The sequence below is a fragment of the Actinoplanes ianthinogenes genome (assembly GCF_018324205.1).
GTDB lineage: Bacteria > Actinomycetota > Actinomycetes > Mycobacteriales > Micromonosporaceae > Actinoplanes > Actinoplanes ianthinogenes.
Genome location: NZ_AP023356.1, coordinates 7,724,062 through 7,741,302 on the forward strand (window position 1 = coordinate 7,724,062; position 17,241 = coordinate 7,741,302).

The window sequence follows — 17,241 nt, forward strand, 5'->3', positions numbered from 1 at the left end:
CAGGACGTGCGAGGATGGTCCGGCGCCGATCCCCTCCGGCGCAGGACGGCAGGCTCGGTCACCGATGAATCCCCTGGACGCCGAGGACGGGACCGCGGTAAAGAACGGCGATCCGGGTATATCGAAGGGCATGCCCGACGCACCCACCCTGCTCGCGGGCCGGTACCGGCTCGGTGCCGAGCTCGGCCGCGGCGGCATGGGGCAGGTCTGGCTGGCGCACGACGAGATCCTCGAGCGCGAGGTCGCGATCAAGCAGATCGACCTTCCCGAGGAGCTGGCCGGCGGCGACGCCGCGGCCCGGCGGACGCTACGCGAGGCCCGCGCCGCCGCCCGGCTCAGCCATCCCGGCGTGGTTCAGGTGTACGACGTCCTCTCGCTGGACGATCACACCTGGATCGTCATGGAGTACGTTCCGTCCCGCTCGCTGCGCCAGGTGATCGCCGAGGACGGCCCGCTCGACCCGTACCGGGTGGCCCGGATCGGCCAGGACCTGCTCGCCGCCCTGCAGGCCGCGCACCGCGCCGGCGTCCAGCACCGTGACGTGAAACCGGCGAACGTGCTGCTCGCCGACGACGGCCGGGTGCTGCTCACCGACTTCGGCATCGCCGCGCTCGACGACGACAGCCTGACCAGCAAGTCGGACGTGCTGCTCGGATCGCCGCTGTACATGGCTCCGGAACGGGCCCGGTTCGGCATCAGCGGCCCGCCCGCCGACATGTGGGGGCTGGGCGCGACGCTGTACGCGGCGCTGGAGGGGCATTCGCCGTTCGAGCGTTCGTCGACGATGGCCACCCTCGCGGCGCTGGCCACCGAGGAGCCGGCGCGGGCCGAGCACGCCGGTCCGCTCGCCCCGCTGCTGGATGGTCTGCTACGTAAGGACCCGGCGAAGCGGATGACCGCCGAGGACGCCGAGCAGGTGCTGCGCCGGGCCGTCGCCGAGACGGAGGAGAGCCCGGCGGTCGCGGTGGCGGCGATCCCTAAGCCGCGGACTCCGCTCGACGACGACCGTCCGGCGGTGCTCCCCGCCGTACCGAAAAAGAGCCGGCGGCTGATCGCGGTCGTGGCCACCGTCCTGGTCCTGATCGCCGGTCTGGCGATCCTGCTGACGAACCGCTCGTCGACGCGGACGACGGCCGAGCAACCACCGGCGACGACCCGGCCGGCCGAGGCCACCGCCACCGCGACGACCACCGCGACCAGCGCGCCATCGTCCACCGCTCCGTCGGCGCCGCCGTCCACCGCGCCGTCGGCGACCCCGAGCGTCAGCGCGAGCCCGGCGGGCGGGCGGCCGCCACTACCGGACGGCTGGGTGGAATATCGGGACAGCACCGGCTTTTCGGTATACGTGCCGAAGGGCTGGACCACGTCGAAGAAGCCGGGCGCGACGATGCGGTACTGGCGGGACGGCAAGGGGCACGTCCTGGGCATCGACCAGACCGACCACCCGCGATCGAATCCGGTCAAGGACTGGCAGACGCAGCGGAACGCGCGGGTCCGCGGCGGGGATTTTCCGGGGTACGCCGAGATCAAGATCGCGCCGGTCGACTACTTCACGAAGGCGGCCGACTGGGAGTTCACCTTCAACAACGGTGGCCGCCAGCATGTGAACAACCGCGGTGTGGTGACATCGGCGCACCAGGCTTACGGCTTCTGGTTCCAAACCCCGGCCGCCGACTGGGACCAGTATCGTCACGACGTTCTGGATGTGGTCTTCGCCAGCTTCGTCCCCGTCAAGGACTGATCAGAAGTCGAGCAGTTCCTCAGTGCTGATGGAGATGGGGAACGGCACGTCCGAGGTCAGCGTCTCGCCCTGTTTCGCGGTGGCGTGTTCGAGGTAAGCCTTGTCGGCCAAGCGGAGAAGGCGCAGCGTCACCGACTCGTAGTCGGTGAAGTCGGGCTCGACCAGGAGGTACCACGGGATTCCGGCTTCGGCATAGAACGACATTTTCTGCAGGCGGTCGGTGGCCGCGTTGCTCGGCGAAGTGATTTCGCCGACCAGCACGACATCGGTGGCCTCACCGACAAGTACGACGCGGGGACCCCCGCCCACGACGATGTCGGGAATGACGATGCGTCCCGTGCGCAAGCGCAGATTGGTGGCCGGCAATGCTCGGAGGCCGGCGGCGCGCGCGGGCTGGTGGAGTTGAAACATGAGCATGGTGGAAATTCCCTGGTGCGGGAAGTTCGGTGCCGGACTCACCCAGAGGCTCCCGTCGATCAGCTCGATGCGACTGATGGTTTCGCCGAGCGCGAGGTATTCCTCTTCGGTCCAGGGGGCATCGCGATCTTGTAGTGAGACCTGGCTCATGGGGAGAGTGTCGCATGCGCTCATGCCGAAATCATCGCACGACTAGTTGTCGCGGAGCAAGATGTCAGCCGTCAGGGTGATCAGCGGAGGATGGCGGGAGCCAGGGTCTTGGCGGCGCGGGCCAGGTCGGCGGCGACCGCCGCGTGGTCGGTGGTGACCAGGCCGACCGTGATCCGCAGGTGCGGGGTGCTGGGCCCGACCGAGAAGGCCGTCCCCGCCGCGGCGCCGATGCCCGCGCTGGCCAGGCTCAGCAGGGCGGCCTGCTCGTCGGCGACCGGGAGCCAGATGTTGATGCCCTCGCCGTCCGGCAGGTCGATCCCGGCCGAGCGCAGGCCGTCGCGGATCAGCCGCCGCCGGCGGGCGTACTCGTCCCGGGCCGCCCGCACCGCCGCCACCGACGCCGGGTCGGTGAGCAGCGAGAACAGCAGCCGTTGCAACAACCGGCTGGTCCACCCCTGGCCGAGCAGCCGCCGCTCCAGGATCGGGTCGAGCACGGTCGCCGGCCCGCTCACCGCGGCCAGCCGCAGGTCCGGCCCGTGGGACTTGGAGAAGCTGCGCACGTGCACCACCTGCCGCGGCAGGTGGGCGCCGACCGAACAGGCCTCACCGGACGCGAGGTCACCCGCGGAGTCGTCCTCCACGACGTACACCGAAGGGTGGTCGGCGAGGACAGCGGCCAGCGCCGCGGCCCGCGACGGTGACCACGACGCGCCTGTCGGGTTCAGGGCGCGGGGCTGGAGGAAGACCGCGGCGGGCCGGCGCGCCAGCGCGGCGGCCAGCTGGGAGGGGATCATGCCGGAGGCGTCGGTGCCCACCCCGACGACCGGCACGCCGAGCACTTCGAGCAGGTCGAGCAGCGGCGGGAAGCACGGGTTCTCCGCCACCGCGAGGTCACCGAGCCGCAGCAGCCCCGACGCCACCTGGTCGATCGCGTCCATCGCCCCGTCGAAGACCGCGAGGCGCTCCGCCGGGTACGGCCACCGCTCCCGCAGCAACGCCGCCAGCTCCGGGAGCACCGGCTCGTCCAGGTAACTGGTCGGCGTGGGGGAGAGCCCGTGCAGCGCCGGGATCGGCGGCAGCAGCGCCGGATCGGGCACCCCGGTGGAGAGGTCGAGGCCGAACCCGCTGGTCCGGCGCAGCGCCGCCCGGTAACGCCCGGGTCCACCGGCGCCGGGGGTGGCGACGACCGTGCCGCGGCGTCCGTCCGTCCGGATGGTGCCGGCCCGGCGCAGCAGCTGCCACGCTGCGTTGACGGTGCTGGGCGACAGGCGCAGCTCGGTGGCGACCTTGCGGACCGGCGGCAGTTTGGCGCCCGCCTCGACGGCGCCCTCGCCGACCGCCCGGCTGACCGCCTCGGCCAGCCCGCGGGCGCTGGGGTCGCTGAGCCGGGCCACGATCGCATCGAACATTTTTGTGACAGTACATTTTCAGCATTGTTCGGTCCAGGGTCGTCACATAATCTCGGCGCATGATTCACATTGCGCACTGGATCGCCGGCGCGGAGCGTGCCGGCGTGTCCGGCCGGGTCGCCCCGGTCTTCAACCCCGCCACCGGCGAGCAGACCGCCGAAGTAGACCTGGCGTCGGTCGCCGAGGTCGCCGAGGCTGTCGCGGTCGCCAAGGAGGCGGCGAAGGGCTGGCGGTCGGCGTCGCTGTCCAAGCGCTCGGCGGTGCTGTTCAAGTTCCGGGAGCTGCTCGCCGAGCGGACCGGCGAGCTCGCCGCGATCATCACGGCCGAGCACGGCAAGGTGCTCGCCGACGCGGCCGGCGAGGTCGCCCGCGGCCTGGAGAACGTGGAGTTCGCCACCGGCATCCCGCACCTGATGAAGGGCTCGTTCTCCGAGCAGGCCGCCACCGGCGTCGACGTGTACTCGATCCGTCAGCCGTTCGGCGTGGTCGCCGGCATCACCCCGTTCAACTTCCCGGCGATGGTGCCGCTCTGGATGTGCGCCACCGCGATCGCCGCGGGCAACGCGTTCGTGCTCAAGCCCAGCGAGAAGGACCCGTCCGCCGCGCTCTGGCTGGCCCGTCTGTGGGCCGAGGCCGGGCTGCCGGAGGGTGTGTTCACCGTGGTCAACGGTGACAAGGAGGCGGTCGACGCCCTGCTCGTGCACCCGGACATCGCGGCGATCAGCTTCGTCGGCTCCACCCCGATCGCGAAGTACATCTACGAGACCGGCACCGCGCAGGGCAAGCGGGTGCAGGCGCTCGGCGGGGCGAAGAACCACATGATCGTGCTGCCGGACGCCGAGCTGGACGCGGCCGCGGACGCGGCGATCAGCGCCGGTTACGGCGCGGCGGGGGAGCGCTGCATGGCGATCTCGGTCGTCGTGGCGGTCGGGGACATCGCGGACCCGCTGGTGGAGGCGATCGCCGCCCGGCTCCCGAAGATCAAGATCGGCAACGGGGCCGACAAGGACGTCGACATGGGGCCGCTGATCAGCGCGCAGCATCGCGACAAGGTCGCCGGTTACATCGAGGCCGGCGCGGAACAGGGCGCCACGGTCGTCGCCGACGGTCGTGATATTTCGGAAAAGTCCGGCTTCTTCCTCGGCGCCACGCTGCTCGACAACGTTACGCCGGAAATGACGGTCTACACCGACGAGATCTTCGGCCCGGTGCTCTCGGTGGTCCGGGTCGGCACCTACGCCGAGGCCGTCACGCTGGTCAACGAGAACGAGTACGGCAACGGCGTAGCGATCTTCACCCGCGACGGCGGCGCCGCCCGCCAGTTCCAGTTCGACGTCGAGGCCGGCATGGTCGGCGTCAACGTGCCGATCCCGGTCCCGGTCGCCTACTACTCCTTCGGCGGGTGGAAGGCGTCCCTGTTCGGCGACAGCCACATGTACGGCCCGGACGGCATCCACTTCTTCACCCGCGGCAAGGTCGTCACGTCCCGCTGGCCGGATCCCGGAACCTCGGCGATCGACCTCGGTTTCCCGCAGACTCGGTGAGGATGCCAGTTATGTCAGAAGCTCAGGTTCGTGCGGACGACCGCGCCCACGTCTTCCACTCCTGGTCCGCCCAGGGCTTGATCAACCCGCTGCCCATCGAGAGGGCGCTGGGCAGCCACTTCTGGGATTACACCGGCAAGAAGTACCTCGACTTCTCGTCGCAGCTGGTGAACATCAACATCGGCCACCAGCATCCGCGGCTGGTGGCGGCGATCCAGGAGCAGGCCGCGAAGCTCTGCACCATCCAGCCCGCCTTCGCCAACGACAAGCGCGGCGAGGCGGCCCGGATGATCGCCGAGGTCGCCCCCGGCCCGCTCAACAAGGTGTTCTTCACCAACGGCGGCGCCGAGGCGAACGAGAACGCGATCCGGATGGCCCGCCTGCACACCGGCCGGCACAAGGTGCTCTCGACCTATCGCAGCTACCACGGCTCGACGGCCACCGCGATCACCGCGACCGGCGACCCGCGGCGCTGGCCGAACGAGCCGGTCGCGGTCGGCGTCGTGCACTTCTGGGGCCCGTACCCCTACCGCTCCCCGTTCCACTCCGAGAACGAGGCGCAGGAGTCCGAGCGCGCGCTCCAGCACCTGCGCGACACCATCGTCTTCGAGGGCCCGGCGACCATCGCCGCGATCCTCCTGGAGACCGTGGTCGGCACGAACGGCATCCTGGTCCCGCCGCCCGGCTACCTGGCCGGCGTCCGGGCGATCTGCGACGAGTTCGGCATCGTCTTCATCGCCGACGAGGTGATGGCGGGCTTCGGCCGGTGCGGCGAGTGGTTCGCGGTCGACAAGTGGGGGGTCACCCCCGACCTGATCACCTTCGCCAAGGGCGTGAACTCCGGGTACCTGCCCCTGGGCGGCGTGGTGATCTCCGACGAGATCGCCGAGACGTTCCGGGAGCGGCCGTTCCCGGGTGGGCTGACCTATTCCGGTCATCCGCTGGCCTGCGCCTCCGCGGTCGCGTCCATGCAGATCTTCAAGGAGGAGGGGATCATCGAGCACGCCCGGATGCTGGGCGAGGACGTGATCGGCCCGGAGCTCTCCCGCCTTGCCGAAAAGCACCCGAGTGTCGGCGAGGTCCGTGGCCTGGGCGTCTTCTGGGCGATCGAGCTGGTCCGCGACGACCGGAAGACCCCGCTGGTGCCGTTCAACGCCGCCGGCGCGGCGGCCGGGCCGATGAACGACGTGGCCGCGGCCTGCAAGGAACGGGGCCTCTGGCCGTTCACCCATTTCAACCGGGTGCACGTGGTGCCGCCCTGCACGACGAGCGTCGAGGAGGTCCGCGAGGGTCTCACGATCTTGGACGAGGCTTTGGCAGTTGCCGACGGTTTCTACACATCCTGAGCGTTGCAGCTTCTGAATTCTGTTTCCAGCTTGGAAATTACTTCGGATTCCCTTGTCCTCCCCGTGACAGGTGTGACAAGGTTCCCCCACTTCTGGTGAGCACCACCACACGATCGGAAGGCGCTTCCCCCGTGAGCACCGAGTTTCCCGTGCTTCGCAACTTCGTCAACGGGTCCTTCGCGGACACCGAGGAGGGGCGGACGTCTCCGGTCGTCGACCCCAGCACCGGGGAGACCTACGCATACGCGCCGGTCTCCTCGGCGCGGGACGTCGAGGCCGCGGTCGACGCCGCGGCCGCCGGTTTCGAGGTCTGGCGGGACACCACCCCGGCCGAGCGGCAGCGGGCGCTGCTGCGCATCGCGGACGCCGTGGAGGCGCGGGCCGAGGAACTGATCGAGGCCGAGTGCCGCAACACCGGCAAGCCGGTCGAGGCCACCCGGACCGAGGAGATCGGCCCGGTCCTGGACGAGCTGCGCTTCTTCGCCGGCGCGGCGCGGATGCTGGAGGGCAAGGCCGCCGCCGAGTACATGCGGGACCACACCTCTTATGTACGCCGTGAGCCGATCGGCGTCTGCGCCCAGATCACTCCGTGGAACTATCCGCTGGTGATGGCGATCTGGAAGCTCGCCCCGGCGATCGCGGCCGGCAACTCGGTGGTGCTCAAGCCGTCCGACACCACCCCGGTGAGCACCCTGCTGCTCGCTGAGATCGCCGCCGAGTTCCTGCCGGCCGGCGTGCTCAACGTGGTCTGCGGCGACCGGGACACCGGCCGCGCGCTGGTCGTGCACCCCACCCCGCAGCTGGTCTCGATCACCGGGTCCACCCGGGCCGGGATGGAGGTCGCCGCGGCGGCCGCCCCCGACCTCAAGAAGGTGCATCTGGAGCTGGGTGGCAAGGCGCCGGTCGTGGTCTTCGACGACGTCGACATCGCCGCCACCGCCCAGGCGATCGCCGGCGCCGGCTTCTTCAACGCGGGCCAGGACTGCACCGCGGCCACCCGGGTCCTGGTGCACGAGCGGATCGCCGCCGACTTCACCGCGGCCCTGGCCGCCGCCGCCAAGAACACGCACGTCGGCGCCCCGTCCGACCCGGACGCGTTCTTCGGGCCGGTCAACAACGTCAGCCAGCTGGAGCGGGTGTCCGGTTTCCTGGACCGCACCCCGGCGCACGCCGAGGTGGTGGCCGGCGGCAACCGGATCGGCGACCGCGGCTTCTTCTTCGAGCCGACCGTGGTGGCCGGGCTCCGGCAGCGCGACGAGATGATCCAGGACGAGGTGTTCGGGCCGGTCATCACGGTGCAGCCGTTCGCCGACGAGACCGAGGCGATCCGCTTCGCCAACGACGTCCGGTACGGCCTGAGCGCCAGCGTCTGGACCCAGAATCACGGCCGGGCGATGCGCGTCTCCCGCCGGCTGGACTTCGGCGCGGTCTGGATCAACACCCACCTGCCGTTCGTCTCGGAGATGCCGCACGGCGGCTACGGCCACTCCGGTTACGGCAAGGACCTTTCCATGTACGGCTTCGAGGAGTACACCCGGATCAAACACGTGATGAGTTTTCACGGCTGATCCGGCCCCGCACAGTTCAACGCCCCCGCCTCCGAGGTGAACAAATGACCACGTCTCCCCCGCACCAGGCCGTGACGGCGCCGTCCGCCACCGGCGAGCGGACCGGGCATCCGGCGATCGAGTTCGTCGGCGTGCGCAAGGAATACCTGTCGCACGGTGAGGCGGTGCCCGCCGTCAAGAGCCTGGACCTGACGATCGGTCAGGGGGAGTTCTTCTCGCTGCTCGGTCCGTCCGGCTGCGGCAAGACCACCACCATGCGGATGATCGCCGGCTTCGAGGAGGCGACCACCGGCCAGGTGTTCCTGGACGGCAAGGACGTCACCGGCGTCGCCGCCAACAAGCGCGACGTCAACATGGTGTTCCAGTCGTACGCCCTGTTCCCGCACTTGAACGTGGTGCAGAACGTCTCGTTCGGCCTGGAGCGCAAGAAGGTCGCGAAGTCCGAGATCAAGCGCCGGGTCGGCGAGATCCTCGAGATCGTGTCGCTGACCGGCTTCGAGAAGCGGCACCCCAAAGAGATGTCCGGCGGCCAGCAGCAGCGGGTCGCGCTGGCCCGGGCCCTGGTCAACCACCCGCGGGCGCTCCTGCTCGACGAGCCGCTCGGCGCGCTCGACCTGAAGCTGCGGCAGCAGATGCAGATCGAGCTCAAGCGGATCCAGCGCGAGGTCGGCATCACCTTCGTCTACGTCACCCACGACCAGGGCGAGGCGCTGACCATGTCGGACCGGATCGCGGTGATGAACGACGGGCTGATCGAGCAGCTCGGCACCCCGCGGGAGATCTACGAGAAGCCGGCGACCCGGTTCGTGGCCGGGTTCATCGGCACCTCGAACCTGGTGGACGGTCAGGTCAGCCGGGTGGAGGACGGGCACGCGCTGCTCGACCTCGGCTCGGAGGGCCGGATCGTGGTGGCGGTGCCCGCCACCGTGCGGGCCGGCCAGGCGATCGAGGTGTCGGTCCGGCCGGAGAAGATCGATCTGCACCGGAGCGCGCCGCCGCAGTCCGCCGGGAGTGTGCTGGCCGGCACGGTCACCGAGGTCGTCTACCACGGCACATCGACCAACTACACCGTGGCGACTTCCGCCGGATCAGATTTCGTGGTGTTCGACCAGAACGCTCACGATGCCGAGGACGTCGCCTCGCGTGGCGAGCGCGTCTTCCTCACCTGGGCCCCGCAGCACTCGTACCCGATCGGAGTCTGATGTACCCCACCAATCAGCCGGACCCCTCTCTCCTGCGAGGCATGACGCGGCGGCGCCTCGGTCGTCGTGACGCGTTGCGCCTCGGCGGCGTGTCGGCTCTTGGTGCCTTCCTCGCCGCCTGTGGCGTCGAGGGCAAGGGCAAGCCGGAGGCCAGTGTCGCGCCGGACGCGGTGCAGAAGTTCTGGAGCGGCAAGGCCAAGAACGGCAAGGTCGACTTCGCCAACTGGCCGCTCTACATGGACCCGAAGAAGCCGGAGCTCAAGAAGTTCACCGAGAAGACCGGCATCCAGGTCAACTACCAGGAGGTCATCCAGGAGATGGGTCCTTGGTTCGCCAAGGTGCAGCCCCAGCTCTCGGCCGGTCAGTCGATCGGCTTCGACCTCATGGTGATCACCAACTCGCTCCAGTTCGGCCAGTTCCGCAACAGCGGCTTCCTGGCCCCGCTGGACCACTCCCAGCTGCCGAACTTCACCAAGAACGCCGCGCCGAAGTACGCCCAGGAGTCGTTCGACCCGGGCAACGTCTTCAGCATCCCGTGGGCGTCCGGCATCACCGGCATCGCCTACGACCCCAAGAAGACCGGCCGGGAGATCACCAAGCTCGCCGACCTGTGGGACCCGGCGTTCAAGGGCAAGGTCGGCATGTTCTCCGACTCCCAGGAGCTGGCCAACTTCGGCCTGCTCGCGGCCGGCCTCAAGCCGGGCGACTCGGGCGAGGACGAGTGGAAGAAGGCCGCCGCCAAGCTCAAGGAGCAGAAGGACGCGGGCCTGGTCCGCAACTACTACGACCAGAGCTACGTCGACGCGCTCGGCAAGGGCGAGGTCTGGCTGACCCAGGCCTGGTCCGGCGACATCTTCCAGAAGAACGTCTCGGACGGGACGAACTTCAAGTTCATCATCCCGGAGGAGGGCGGCACGATCTGGACGGACAACTTCACCATCCCGGTCACCGCCACCAACCCGGTCGACGCGATCATGCTGATGGACTTCTTCTACGAGGTCGAGAACGCCGCGTCGCTGGCCGAGTACATCAACTACGTCTGCCCGGTGCCGGCCGCGCAGGCGCAGATCTCCAAGGACGCGGCGGCCGCCTCGGGCGAGGACAAGACCCTGCTCACGCAGGTCGCCGGCAGCCCGCTGGTGTTCCCCGGCGACGCCGATTACGCCAAGCTGCACTACTACGTGGACTTCAACACGGCGGAAGAGCAGCAGACCTTCGCCAGCATCTTCGAACCGATCACCTTGAGCTGAGTCGCCGATGAACCGGGTAAAACGTACACTCGCGCCCTACCTGCTCGTGCTTCCCGGCGGGTTGTGGCTGCTGTTGTTCTTCGTGGTGCCGATGGTCACCATGTTCTCGCTCTCCCTGCAGCAGGGCGACATCGTCAACGGGTACGTCTTCACGGGTCACTGGCAGACCTACGTCGACGCGATCACGAACTACCAGACCCAGTTGATCCGCTCGCTGGTGTACGGGCTCATCACGACGGTCGCCCTGGTCGTGATGAGCTTCCCGGTCGCGTACTGGATCGCCTTCTACGGCGGCAAGCGCAAGTCGACCTACCTGTTCCTGATCCTGCTGCCGTTCTTCGTGTCGTTCGTGCTGCGGACGATCTCCTGGCGGCAGATCCTCACCGACGACGGGATGCTGCTGCATCCGCTGAAGGAGGCCGGGCTGCTCTCGCCCGGCTTCCACATCCTCGGCACCTCGTACGCGGTGATCTTCGGCCTGATCTACAACTTCCTGCCGTTCATGGTGCTGCCGATCTACGTGGCCCTGGAGCGGATCGACCCGCGCGTGGTCGAGGCGGCCCGTGACCTGTACGCCAAACCGCTCACCGTGTTCCGCAAGGTGGTCTTCCCGCTCGCCCTGCCCGGCGTCTTCGCCGGCGTGCTGATGACGTTCGTCCCGGCCAGCTCGGACTACGTCAACTCGGGCGTGCTGGGCAGCTCGTCGACCACCATGATCGGTCAGGTCGTGCAGGCGCAGGCCCTGGCCAACTCGAACTACCCGATGGCCTCGGCCCTCTCGTTCTTCCTGATGGCGGTCCTGCTGACCGGCGTCTTCATCTATGCCCGGGTCCTCGGCACCGAGGACGTCATGAATGCGGCGGCCCGATGACGACTCACACCTTGGAACGGCCCACCGCGGCCCCCGCAGCCCGCCGGAAGGCCAGGCTCACCGGCGAGCGAGCGATGTTCCTCTACACCTGGCTGATCATCGCCTGGCTCGTGGTGCCGATCCTGATCATGATCGCGTTCGGGTTCAACGACCCGAAGGGCCGGTACAACCAGACCTGGCAGGGCTTCACGCTCAAGTGGTACAAGGACGTCTTCGCGATCAGCGACCTCACCTCGGCGCTGGTCATCTCGCTGGTGATCGCGGTGGTCAGCTCGCTGCTGGCCGGCGCGCTGGGCACCGGCATCGGGTACGCGCTCGGCCGCTACCGGTTCCGCGGCGCCGACGGGCTGAACCTGATCATGTTCGCCACCATGTCCTCGCCTGAGCTGATCATGGGCATCTCGCTGCTCACGCTCTTCGTCTCGGCGGGCATCGGGCTGGGCGCGACCACCATCACGATCGCCCACGTGATGTTCTCCATCTCGTTCGTCTCCACGGTCGTCCGGGCCCGGGTGATCACCCTGGACCGGTCCATCGAGGAGGCCGCCGCCGACCTCGGCGCCGGCCCGTGGACGACGTTCTGGAAGGTCACGTTCCCGATCATCCTGCCGGCCGTCTTCTCCGGCGTGATGCTCGCCTTCGCGCTCTCCATCGACGACTTCGTGGTCACCAACTTCACCGCGGGCACCACCGTGACGTTCCCGCTGTGGATCTGGGGCGCGACCCGGGTCGGCCTGCCCCCGCAGGTCAACGTGATGGGCACGCTGATCTTCGCGGCCGGCATCCTGATCGCGGTGATCACCAACCTGCGCTCGCGGAGCAAGACCAAGAAAGCCTGACCGTGGTGTCGCGGCGCCGGCCCCCCATGCGGGGCCGGCGCTTTAGTTTTTCTGCCGAACAACGCGGAAATAGTTGTATCAGGGGTTGTGCGCGACGGAATCCGTAGGCAGGATCGAGAGTAACAGCAGGAACTAGTGGTGTGGAGAAATCGTGACCGACCGACAGCCCGATGATGTGGACGCTCTCTCCGCGACCGCCCGCGACCACCTGTGGATGCACTTCACCCGGCTCTCCGCGTACCAGGACGCTCCCGTACCGGTGATCACCCGAGGCGACGGCTGCTACGTGTGGGACTCCACCGGCCGTCGTTATCTGGACGGGCTCTCCGCCCTGTTCGTGGTGCAGACCGGCCACGGCCGGCAGGAGCTCGCCGACGCCGCCGCCAAGCAGGCCGGCGAGCTGGCGTACTTCCCGATCTGGTCCTACGCCCACCCCAAGGCGATCGAGCTGGCCGCCCGGCTGGCCGACATGGCCCCCGGCGACCTGAACCGGGTCTTCTTCACCACCGGCGGCTCCGAGGCCGTCGAGTCGGCGTGGAAGCTGGCCCGGGCGTACTACAAGCGCGTCGGCAAGCCGATGAAGCACAAGGTCATCTCGCGCGCGGTGGCGTACCACGGCAGTTCGATGGGCGCCCTGTCGATCACCGGCATCCCGCCGTTCAAGCAGGACTTCGAGCCGCTGATCCCGAGCACCATGCGGGTGCCGAACACGAACTACTACCGCCGGCCCGACCCCTCGATGACCGAGGAGCAGTTCGGCGTCTGGGCGGCCGACCGGATCGCCGAGATGATCGAGTTCGAGGGCCCGGACACGGTCGCCGCGGTCTACCTCGAGCCGGTGCAGAACGCCGGCGGCTGCTTCCCGCCGCCGCCCGGGTACTTCCAGCGGGTCCGCGAGATCTGCGACCGCTACGACGTGCTGCTCGTCTCCGACGAGGTGATCTGCGCGTTCGGCCGGCTCGGCGAGTTCTTCGGCGCCGACAAGTACGGCTACCAGCCCGACATCATCACCGCCGCCAAGGGTCTGACCTCGGGTTACGTGCCGCTCGGCGCGATGATCGCCTCGGACCGGCTGGTCGAGCCGTTCAAGAAGGGCGACAACATGTTCGCCCACGGCATCACCTACGGCGGCCACCCGGTCGGCGCCGCCGTCGCGCTCGCCAACATCGACATCATGGAGCGCGAGCAGCTCAACCAGCACGTCACCCGGAACAGCCCGGTCTTCCGGTCGTACCTGGAGCGGCTGCTCGACCTGCCGATCGTCGGCGACGTCCGCGGTGACGGCTACTTCTTCGGCATCGAGATGGTCAAGGACAAGGCGACGAAGGAGACCTTCAACGCCGAGGAGTCCGAGCGGCTGCTGCGCGGCTTCCTCTCCACCGCCCTGTTCGACGCGGGTCTGTACTGCCGCGCCGACGACCGTGGCGACCCGGTGATCCAGCTCGCGCCGCCGCTGATCGCGACCGAGACGCAGTTCGCGGAGATCGAGCAGATCCTCCGCTCGGTGCTCACCGAGGCCTGGAACCGTCTCTGACGCTTTTTTAGGAAATGCCCGCCTTCCATCGCCGGAGGCGGGCATTTCCGCGTTATGCGGGTGCCCCGGTCCAGAAAGTCGCCGCGGTGCCCTTTTCGACCTCCGCCGCATAGGCCCGTACCTTGTAATCGATGACGTCGCGGAATTTCTCCAGCCGCCGGATCTCCTCGGTCACCCGTTCCCGATGCTCCTGGAGAATGGCGAGCCGCTCCCTCTCGTTCCCGGCGCCGGCCCGCACCAGATCGGCGAACCGCCGGATCTCACCGAGCGGCATCCCGGTCCGCCGCAGATTCGTGCAGATCTCCAGCCAGCCCTCGTCCTCGACCCGATAGACCCGCCGCCCCGCCGCATCCCGCTCCACCGGCCGGGTGAGCAGCCCCTCCCGCTCATAGAACCGCAGCGTGTCCACACTCAAGCCGGTCCGTCGCGCGATCTCCCCGATGCTCAGCCCGATGTCCGTCATGCAAAAACCCTAATTCAAACCCCGCTTCGCGTACGCCCCGAGCACTCCCGCCGTGACCGGGCCGGGACGCGGTCCCGCGAACACCCGCGGCGTCCCGGAGTCAGCCCTGGTCGAGGTGCCCGCCGGCCTTGCTCAGCGCCTCGGCGTCGACGGTGATCCCGGCGCCCCCGGCGGCCGCGGCGTGCGTCAGCCGGATCGCGTAGGCCACCAGATCGGGCGCCTCCTGCGGGATGCGGTGCCCGGCGTCGTCCGCGACGATCAGCGGCGCCCCGGCGTCCCGGGCCAGGATCCGCTGGCCGGCCAGCCACAGCTCCTCGACGCCGCCGGGCAGCCGGGCGGTCGACGCGTGGTGCGGGGTGCGGGTCAGCACCACGGTCGGCACCGGCGCCGGGGTCGCGGTGATCACCTCGACCTGCCCCCGGATCAGATCCAGCTCGGTGGCGCCCGGTTCGTCGCCGTCGACCGGGTCCTCCGCGCCGTCGAACAATCGCAGCTGGGGGAGCGAGCCGTCGACGTGCACCAGCCCGGCGACCCGGTGCGGGTGCCGGTCGGCGTACACCCGGGCGATCAGGCTGCCCAGCGAGTGCGCGGCCAGCACCGCCGGGCCGGTGATCCCGCGCTCGTCGAGCAGCGCGGCCAGCTCGTCGGCGAGCGCGCTGTAGGGCAGCGGGGGATTGGGCGCCGGCCGGGGCGGGGCGTCCCCGGTGCCGGGCCGGTCGTAGGTGACCGTGGGCAGGTCGCCGAGGCGGTCCAGCACCGGCTGCCAGTTCCGCCCCGGCTCACCGAGGGCGGCGATGAACACGATGGGTGGTTGAGCTGTCACCCGATCGAGGGTATCGACGAATGCCGTGATCCGCCCGGCTCGGCGCCGGGCGGATCAGTCGCGTGTGATCAGTGGCGGGTGTGCAGGCCGTATCCGTACAGATAAAGGGGTTTATAGGTTTTGTCGCCGATGTTGATCGGGACCTGGTCGGTCGAGCGCGGCCAGGTCACCGGCAGCCGCCCGGTGAACGGCTCGCGGCCGAACAGCACGTCGGCGACCCCGGCGCCCTCACTGCCCGGCAGCCAGGAGGCGACCAGGGCGTCCATCTCGGCGAGCTGATCGGTGATCACCTGCGGGCGGCCGGAGACGATCAGCACGACGCACGCGGCGGCCGCGGCGCAGACCTTGTCGACGACCGCCCTGTCGCCCGGTTGCAGGGTGAGCGACTTGGGTTCGTGCTGCGGCTCGGTGCACCACGAGCAGACCGGTCCGCCGACGTCGCCGAAGCCCTCCGCGTACGGTGTCTCGCCGACCACCACCACGCCGATGTCGTCCTTGCCGACCGGCGCCGAGGCGTCCTTGCTGTAGGTGACCCGGGCGTGCGGGGCGACCTGCTTGATCCCGGCCAGGATGGTGGTGCCCGGGATGGCGTCACCGGAGCGGCCCTGCCAGTCGATGGTCCAGCCGCCGGCCTGGTTGCCGATGTCGTCGGCGTTGCGCCCGGCCACGTACAGCTTGGCGTTCTTCTTCAGCGGCAGCAGGTGGTGGCTGTTCTTGAGCAGCACCTGCGACTCGGCGACGGCCTGCCGGGCGAGGGCCCGGTGCGCGGCGCTGCCGACCTGGTCGATGGCGGCCGTCGTGGCGTACGGATGCTCGAAGAGCCCGATCTGGAACTTCGTCCGCAGGATCCGGCGCACCGCGTCGTCGATCCGGCTCATCGGCACCCGCCCGGCCTGGACCTCGGCGGTGAGCAGTTCCTCGAAGCGGGCCGCGGTGTTCGGCTCCATGAACATGTCGGTGCCGGCGTTGACCCCGTCGCGGACCTGCGCGGCGGTGGGGCGCGGGTCGGTGCTGGTGTCGGGCAGCTGGTGGATGCCCTCCCAGTCGCTGATCACGAACCCCTGGAAGCCCAGCCGGCCCTTCAGCGTGCCGGTGATCAGCTCCCGGTTGCCGTGCATCTTGGTGGGGTTGCCGACGCCGTCCTCGGTCCAGTCGACGCTGGAGAACGACGGCATGACGGCGTAAAGACCCGGCACACCCCGGTAGGGCGCCAGGTCGATCCGGTCGAAGTCCCGGCGGCTGGTGACCGTGATGCCCTGGTCGATCGTGTAGTCGCCGCTGCCGGTGCCGTACTCGGTGTCGCCGTCCCCGGCGTAGTGCTTGAGCGTCGGCAGCACGCCGCCGCGCTGGAGCCCGGTGACCGCGGTGCGCATCCGCACGACCAGGTCCGGGTCCTCGCCGAAGCTCTCGTAGGAACGGCCCCACCGCTCGTCGCGGCTCACGCAGACGCACGGCGCGAAGTCCCACGGGATGCCGGTCGCCCGGACCTCCTCCGCGGTGGCCCGGTAGACCTGTCCGACCAGGCGCGGGTCGCGGGTGGCGCCGAGGCCGACGTTGTGCGGGAAGACGGTGGCGCCGTACACGTTGCCGTGCCCGTGCACCGCGTCGATCCCGTAGATCATCGGGATGCCCAGCGGGGTGGCCAGCGCCGCCCGCTGGAACTCGTTGACCATGGCGACCCAGGCCTCCGGGGTGTTCGGCGTGGGCACCGAGCCGCCGCCGGAGAGCACCGAGCCGAGCCGCCACCGGGTGATGAGCGACGGGTCGGCGGCGACCGCGCCGCGCTCCGCCTGGGTCATCTGGCCGATCTTGTCGGCCAGGCTCATCCGGCCCAGCAGGTCGGTGACTCGTTTCTCCACCGGTTGCCGGGCGTCTCGATACAGTGGCGTGGTGGCCGCCGTCGCGGCGGCGCCGGGCAGCAGCGCGACGACAGTCGCGCACGTGGTGACGCCGGCGAGGGTCCGTCTGTTCATGTCGCCCTCCTCTGGTATCGGTCACTCTCGATACTCGGTATCGTCACGCCCTGTTTCCAGGTGGTTGTTTCCAGTGGGTTGCGGCAACCGACATTGCTGGAAAAGCTCCCG

At 69.4% G+C, this 17,241-nt stretch carries 14 protein-coding genes; 9 read left to right on the forward strand and 5 right to left on the reverse strand.

The annotated features are described in order from the left end of the window. Window positions 1-64: 64 nt before the first annotated feature. Window positions 65-1,741 (forward strand): serine/threonine-protein kinase, encoded by a 1,677-nt coding sequence (locus Aiant_RS34870; RefSeq protein WP_229830824.1) that lies wholly within the window; start codon window positions 65-67, stop codon window positions 1,739-1,741. On the opposite strand, the gene Aiant_RS34875 is transcribed toward Aiant_RS34870, so the two are convergent. Then, window positions 1,742-2,308, reverse strand: coding sequence for a Uma2 family endonuclease (locus Aiant_RS34875; RefSeq protein ID WP_229830825.1), 567 nt, complete (start codon window positions 2,306-2,308; stop codon window positions 1,742-1,744). An 80-nt stretch (window positions 2,309-2,388) separates the two neighbouring features. Beyond that, window positions 2,389-3,717 carry an aminotransferase class I/II-fold pyridoxal phosphate-dependent enzyme gene (locus Aiant_RS34880; RefSeq protein ID WP_189333886.1) on the reverse strand — a complete coding sequence of 443 codons (1,329 nt, stop codon included), beginning with the start codon at window positions 3,715-3,717 and terminating at the stop codon, window positions 2,389-2,391. Between the two features lie 59 nt (window positions 3,718-3,776). On the opposite strand from Aiant_RS34880, the gene Aiant_RS34885 reads away from it, so the two are divergent. The 8 genes from Aiant_RS34885 to Aiant_RS34920 all read left to right on the forward strand — a co-directional run bounded on the left by Aiant_RS34885 (window position 3,777) and on the right by Aiant_RS34920 (window position 13,871). Beyond that, complete coding sequence (locus tag Aiant_RS34885; protein WP_189333887.1) at window positions 3,777-5,261, forward strand: CoA-acylating methylmalonate-semialdehyde dehydrogenase; 1,485 nt, start codon at window positions 3,777-3,779, stop codon at window positions 5,259-5,261. An 11-nt stretch (window positions 5,262-5,272) separates the two neighbouring features. Then, window positions 5,273-6,607: an aspartate aminotransferase family protein gene (locus Aiant_RS34890; protein ID WP_189333888.1), complete on the forward strand. Its 1,335-nt coding sequence runs from the start codon at window positions 5,273-5,275 to the stop codon at window positions 6,605-6,607. A gap of 131 nt (window positions 6,608-6,738) precedes the next feature. Beyond that, complete coding sequence (locus tag Aiant_RS34895) at window positions 6,739-8,175, forward strand: aminobutyraldehyde dehydrogenase (RefSeq protein ID WP_245006633.1); 1,437 nt, start codon at window positions 6,739-6,741, stop codon at window positions 8,173-8,175. A gap of 44 nt (window positions 8,176-8,219) precedes the next feature. After that, window positions 8,220-9,377 carry an ABC transporter ATP-binding protein gene (locus Aiant_RS34900; protein ID WP_189333890.1) on the forward strand — a complete coding sequence of 386 codons (1,158 nt, stop codon included), beginning with the start codon at window positions 8,220-8,222 and terminating at the stop codon, window positions 9,375-9,377. A 41-nt stretch (window positions 9,378-9,418) separates the two neighbouring features. Further along, window positions 9,419-10,627: a polyamine ABC transporter substrate-binding protein gene (locus Aiant_RS34905; protein ID WP_229830829.1), complete on the forward strand. Its 1,209-nt coding sequence runs from the start codon at window positions 9,419-9,421 to the stop codon at window positions 10,625-10,627. A 7-nt stretch (window positions 10,628-10,634) separates the two neighbouring features. After that, window positions 10,635-11,498 (forward strand): ABC transporter permease, encoded by an 864-nt coding sequence (locus Aiant_RS34910; protein WP_189333892.1) that lies wholly within the window; start codon window positions 10,635-10,637, stop codon window positions 11,496-11,498. After that, window positions 11,495-12,337, forward strand: coding sequence for an ABC transporter permease (locus Aiant_RS34915; RefSeq protein ID WP_189333893.1), 843 nt, complete (start codon window positions 11,495-11,497; stop codon window positions 12,335-12,337). The genes Aiant_RS34910 and Aiant_RS34915 overlap by 4 nt, the downstream gene beginning before the upstream one ends. 214 nt (window positions 12,338-12,551) lie before the next feature. Then, window positions 12,552-13,871, forward strand: a complete 1,320-nt coding sequence (locus Aiant_RS34920) for an aspartate aminotransferase family protein (protein ID WP_229830873.1) — start codon at window positions 12,552-12,554, stop codon at window positions 13,869-13,871. 52 nt (window positions 13,872-13,923) lie between these two features. Here the strand turns inward: Aiant_RS34920 and Aiant_RS34925 are convergent, their stop codons facing one another. From Aiant_RS34925 to Aiant_RS34935, 3 genes are all read right to left on the reverse strand, one after another. Next, on the reverse strand, window positions 13,924-14,334 hold the full coding sequence (locus Aiant_RS34925; protein WP_189333895.1) for a MerR family transcriptional regulator: 411 nt from the start codon (window positions 14,332-14,334) through the stop codon (window positions 13,924-13,926). A 100-nt stretch (window positions 14,335-14,434) separates the two neighbouring features. After that, window positions 14,435-15,157, reverse strand: coding sequence for an alpha/beta fold hydrolase (locus Aiant_RS34930; protein ID WP_229830831.1), 723 nt, complete (start codon window positions 15,155-15,157; stop codon window positions 14,435-14,437). Between the two features lie 68 nt (window positions 15,158-15,225). Then, entirely contained in the window at window positions 15,226-17,130 is a 1,905-nt protein-coding gene (locus tag Aiant_RS34935; RefSeq protein WP_189333896.1) for a glycoside hydrolase family 3 protein, read from the reverse strand. Between the last annotated feature and the right edge of the window lie 111 nt (window positions 17,131-17,241).

What these genes read in the sequence shown, in the direction of transcription:
- Aiant_RS34870 (WP_229830824.1), top strand. Translation starts at nt 65, where the DNA reads ATGAATCCCCTGGACGCCGAGGACGGGACCGCGGTAAAGAACGGCGAT.
- Aiant_RS34875 (WP_229830825.1), bottom strand. Translation starts at nt 2,308, where the DNA reads ATGAGCCAGGTCTCACTACAAGATCGCGATGCCCCCTGGACCGAAGAG.
- Aiant_RS34880 (WP_189333886.1), bottom strand. Translation starts at nt 3,717, where the DNA reads ATGTTCGATGCGATCGTGGCCCGGCTCAGCGACCCCAGCGCCCGCGGG.
- Aiant_RS34885 (WP_189333887.1), top strand. Translation starts at nt 3,777, where the DNA reads ATGATTCACATTGCGCACTGGATCGCCGGCGCGGAGCGTGCCGGCGTG.
- Aiant_RS34890 (WP_189333888.1), top strand. Translation starts at nt 5,273, where the DNA reads ATGTCAGAAGCTCAGGTTCGTGCGGACGACCGCGCCCACGTCTTCCAC.
- Aiant_RS34900 (WP_189333890.1), top strand. Translation starts at nt 8,220, where the DNA reads ATGACCACGTCTCCCCCGCACCAGGCCGTGACGGCGCCGTCCGCCACC.
- Aiant_RS34905 (WP_229830829.1), top strand. Translation starts at nt 9,419, where the DNA reads ATGACGCGGCGGCGCCTCGGTCGTCGTGACGCGTTGCGCCTCGGCGGC.
- Aiant_RS34910 (WP_189333892.1), top strand. Translation starts at nt 10,635, where the DNA reads ATGAACCGGGTAAAACGTACACTCGCGCCCTACCTGCTCGTGCTTCCC.
- Aiant_RS34915 (WP_189333893.1), top strand. Translation starts at nt 11,495, where the DNA reads ATGACGACTCACACCTTGGAACGGCCCACCGCGGCCCCCGCAGCCCGC.
- Aiant_RS34920 (WP_229830873.1), top strand. Translation starts at nt 12,552, where the DNA reads ATGCACTTCACCCGGCTCTCCGCGTACCAGGACGCTCCCGTACCGGTG.
- Aiant_RS34925 (WP_189333895.1), bottom strand. Translation starts at nt 14,334, where the DNA reads ATGACGGACATCGGGCTGAGCATCGGGGAGATCGCGCGACGGACCGGC.
- Aiant_RS34935 (WP_189333896.1), bottom strand. Translation starts at nt 17,130, where the DNA reads ATGAACAGACGGACCCTCGCCGGCGTCACCACGTGCGCGACTGTCGTC.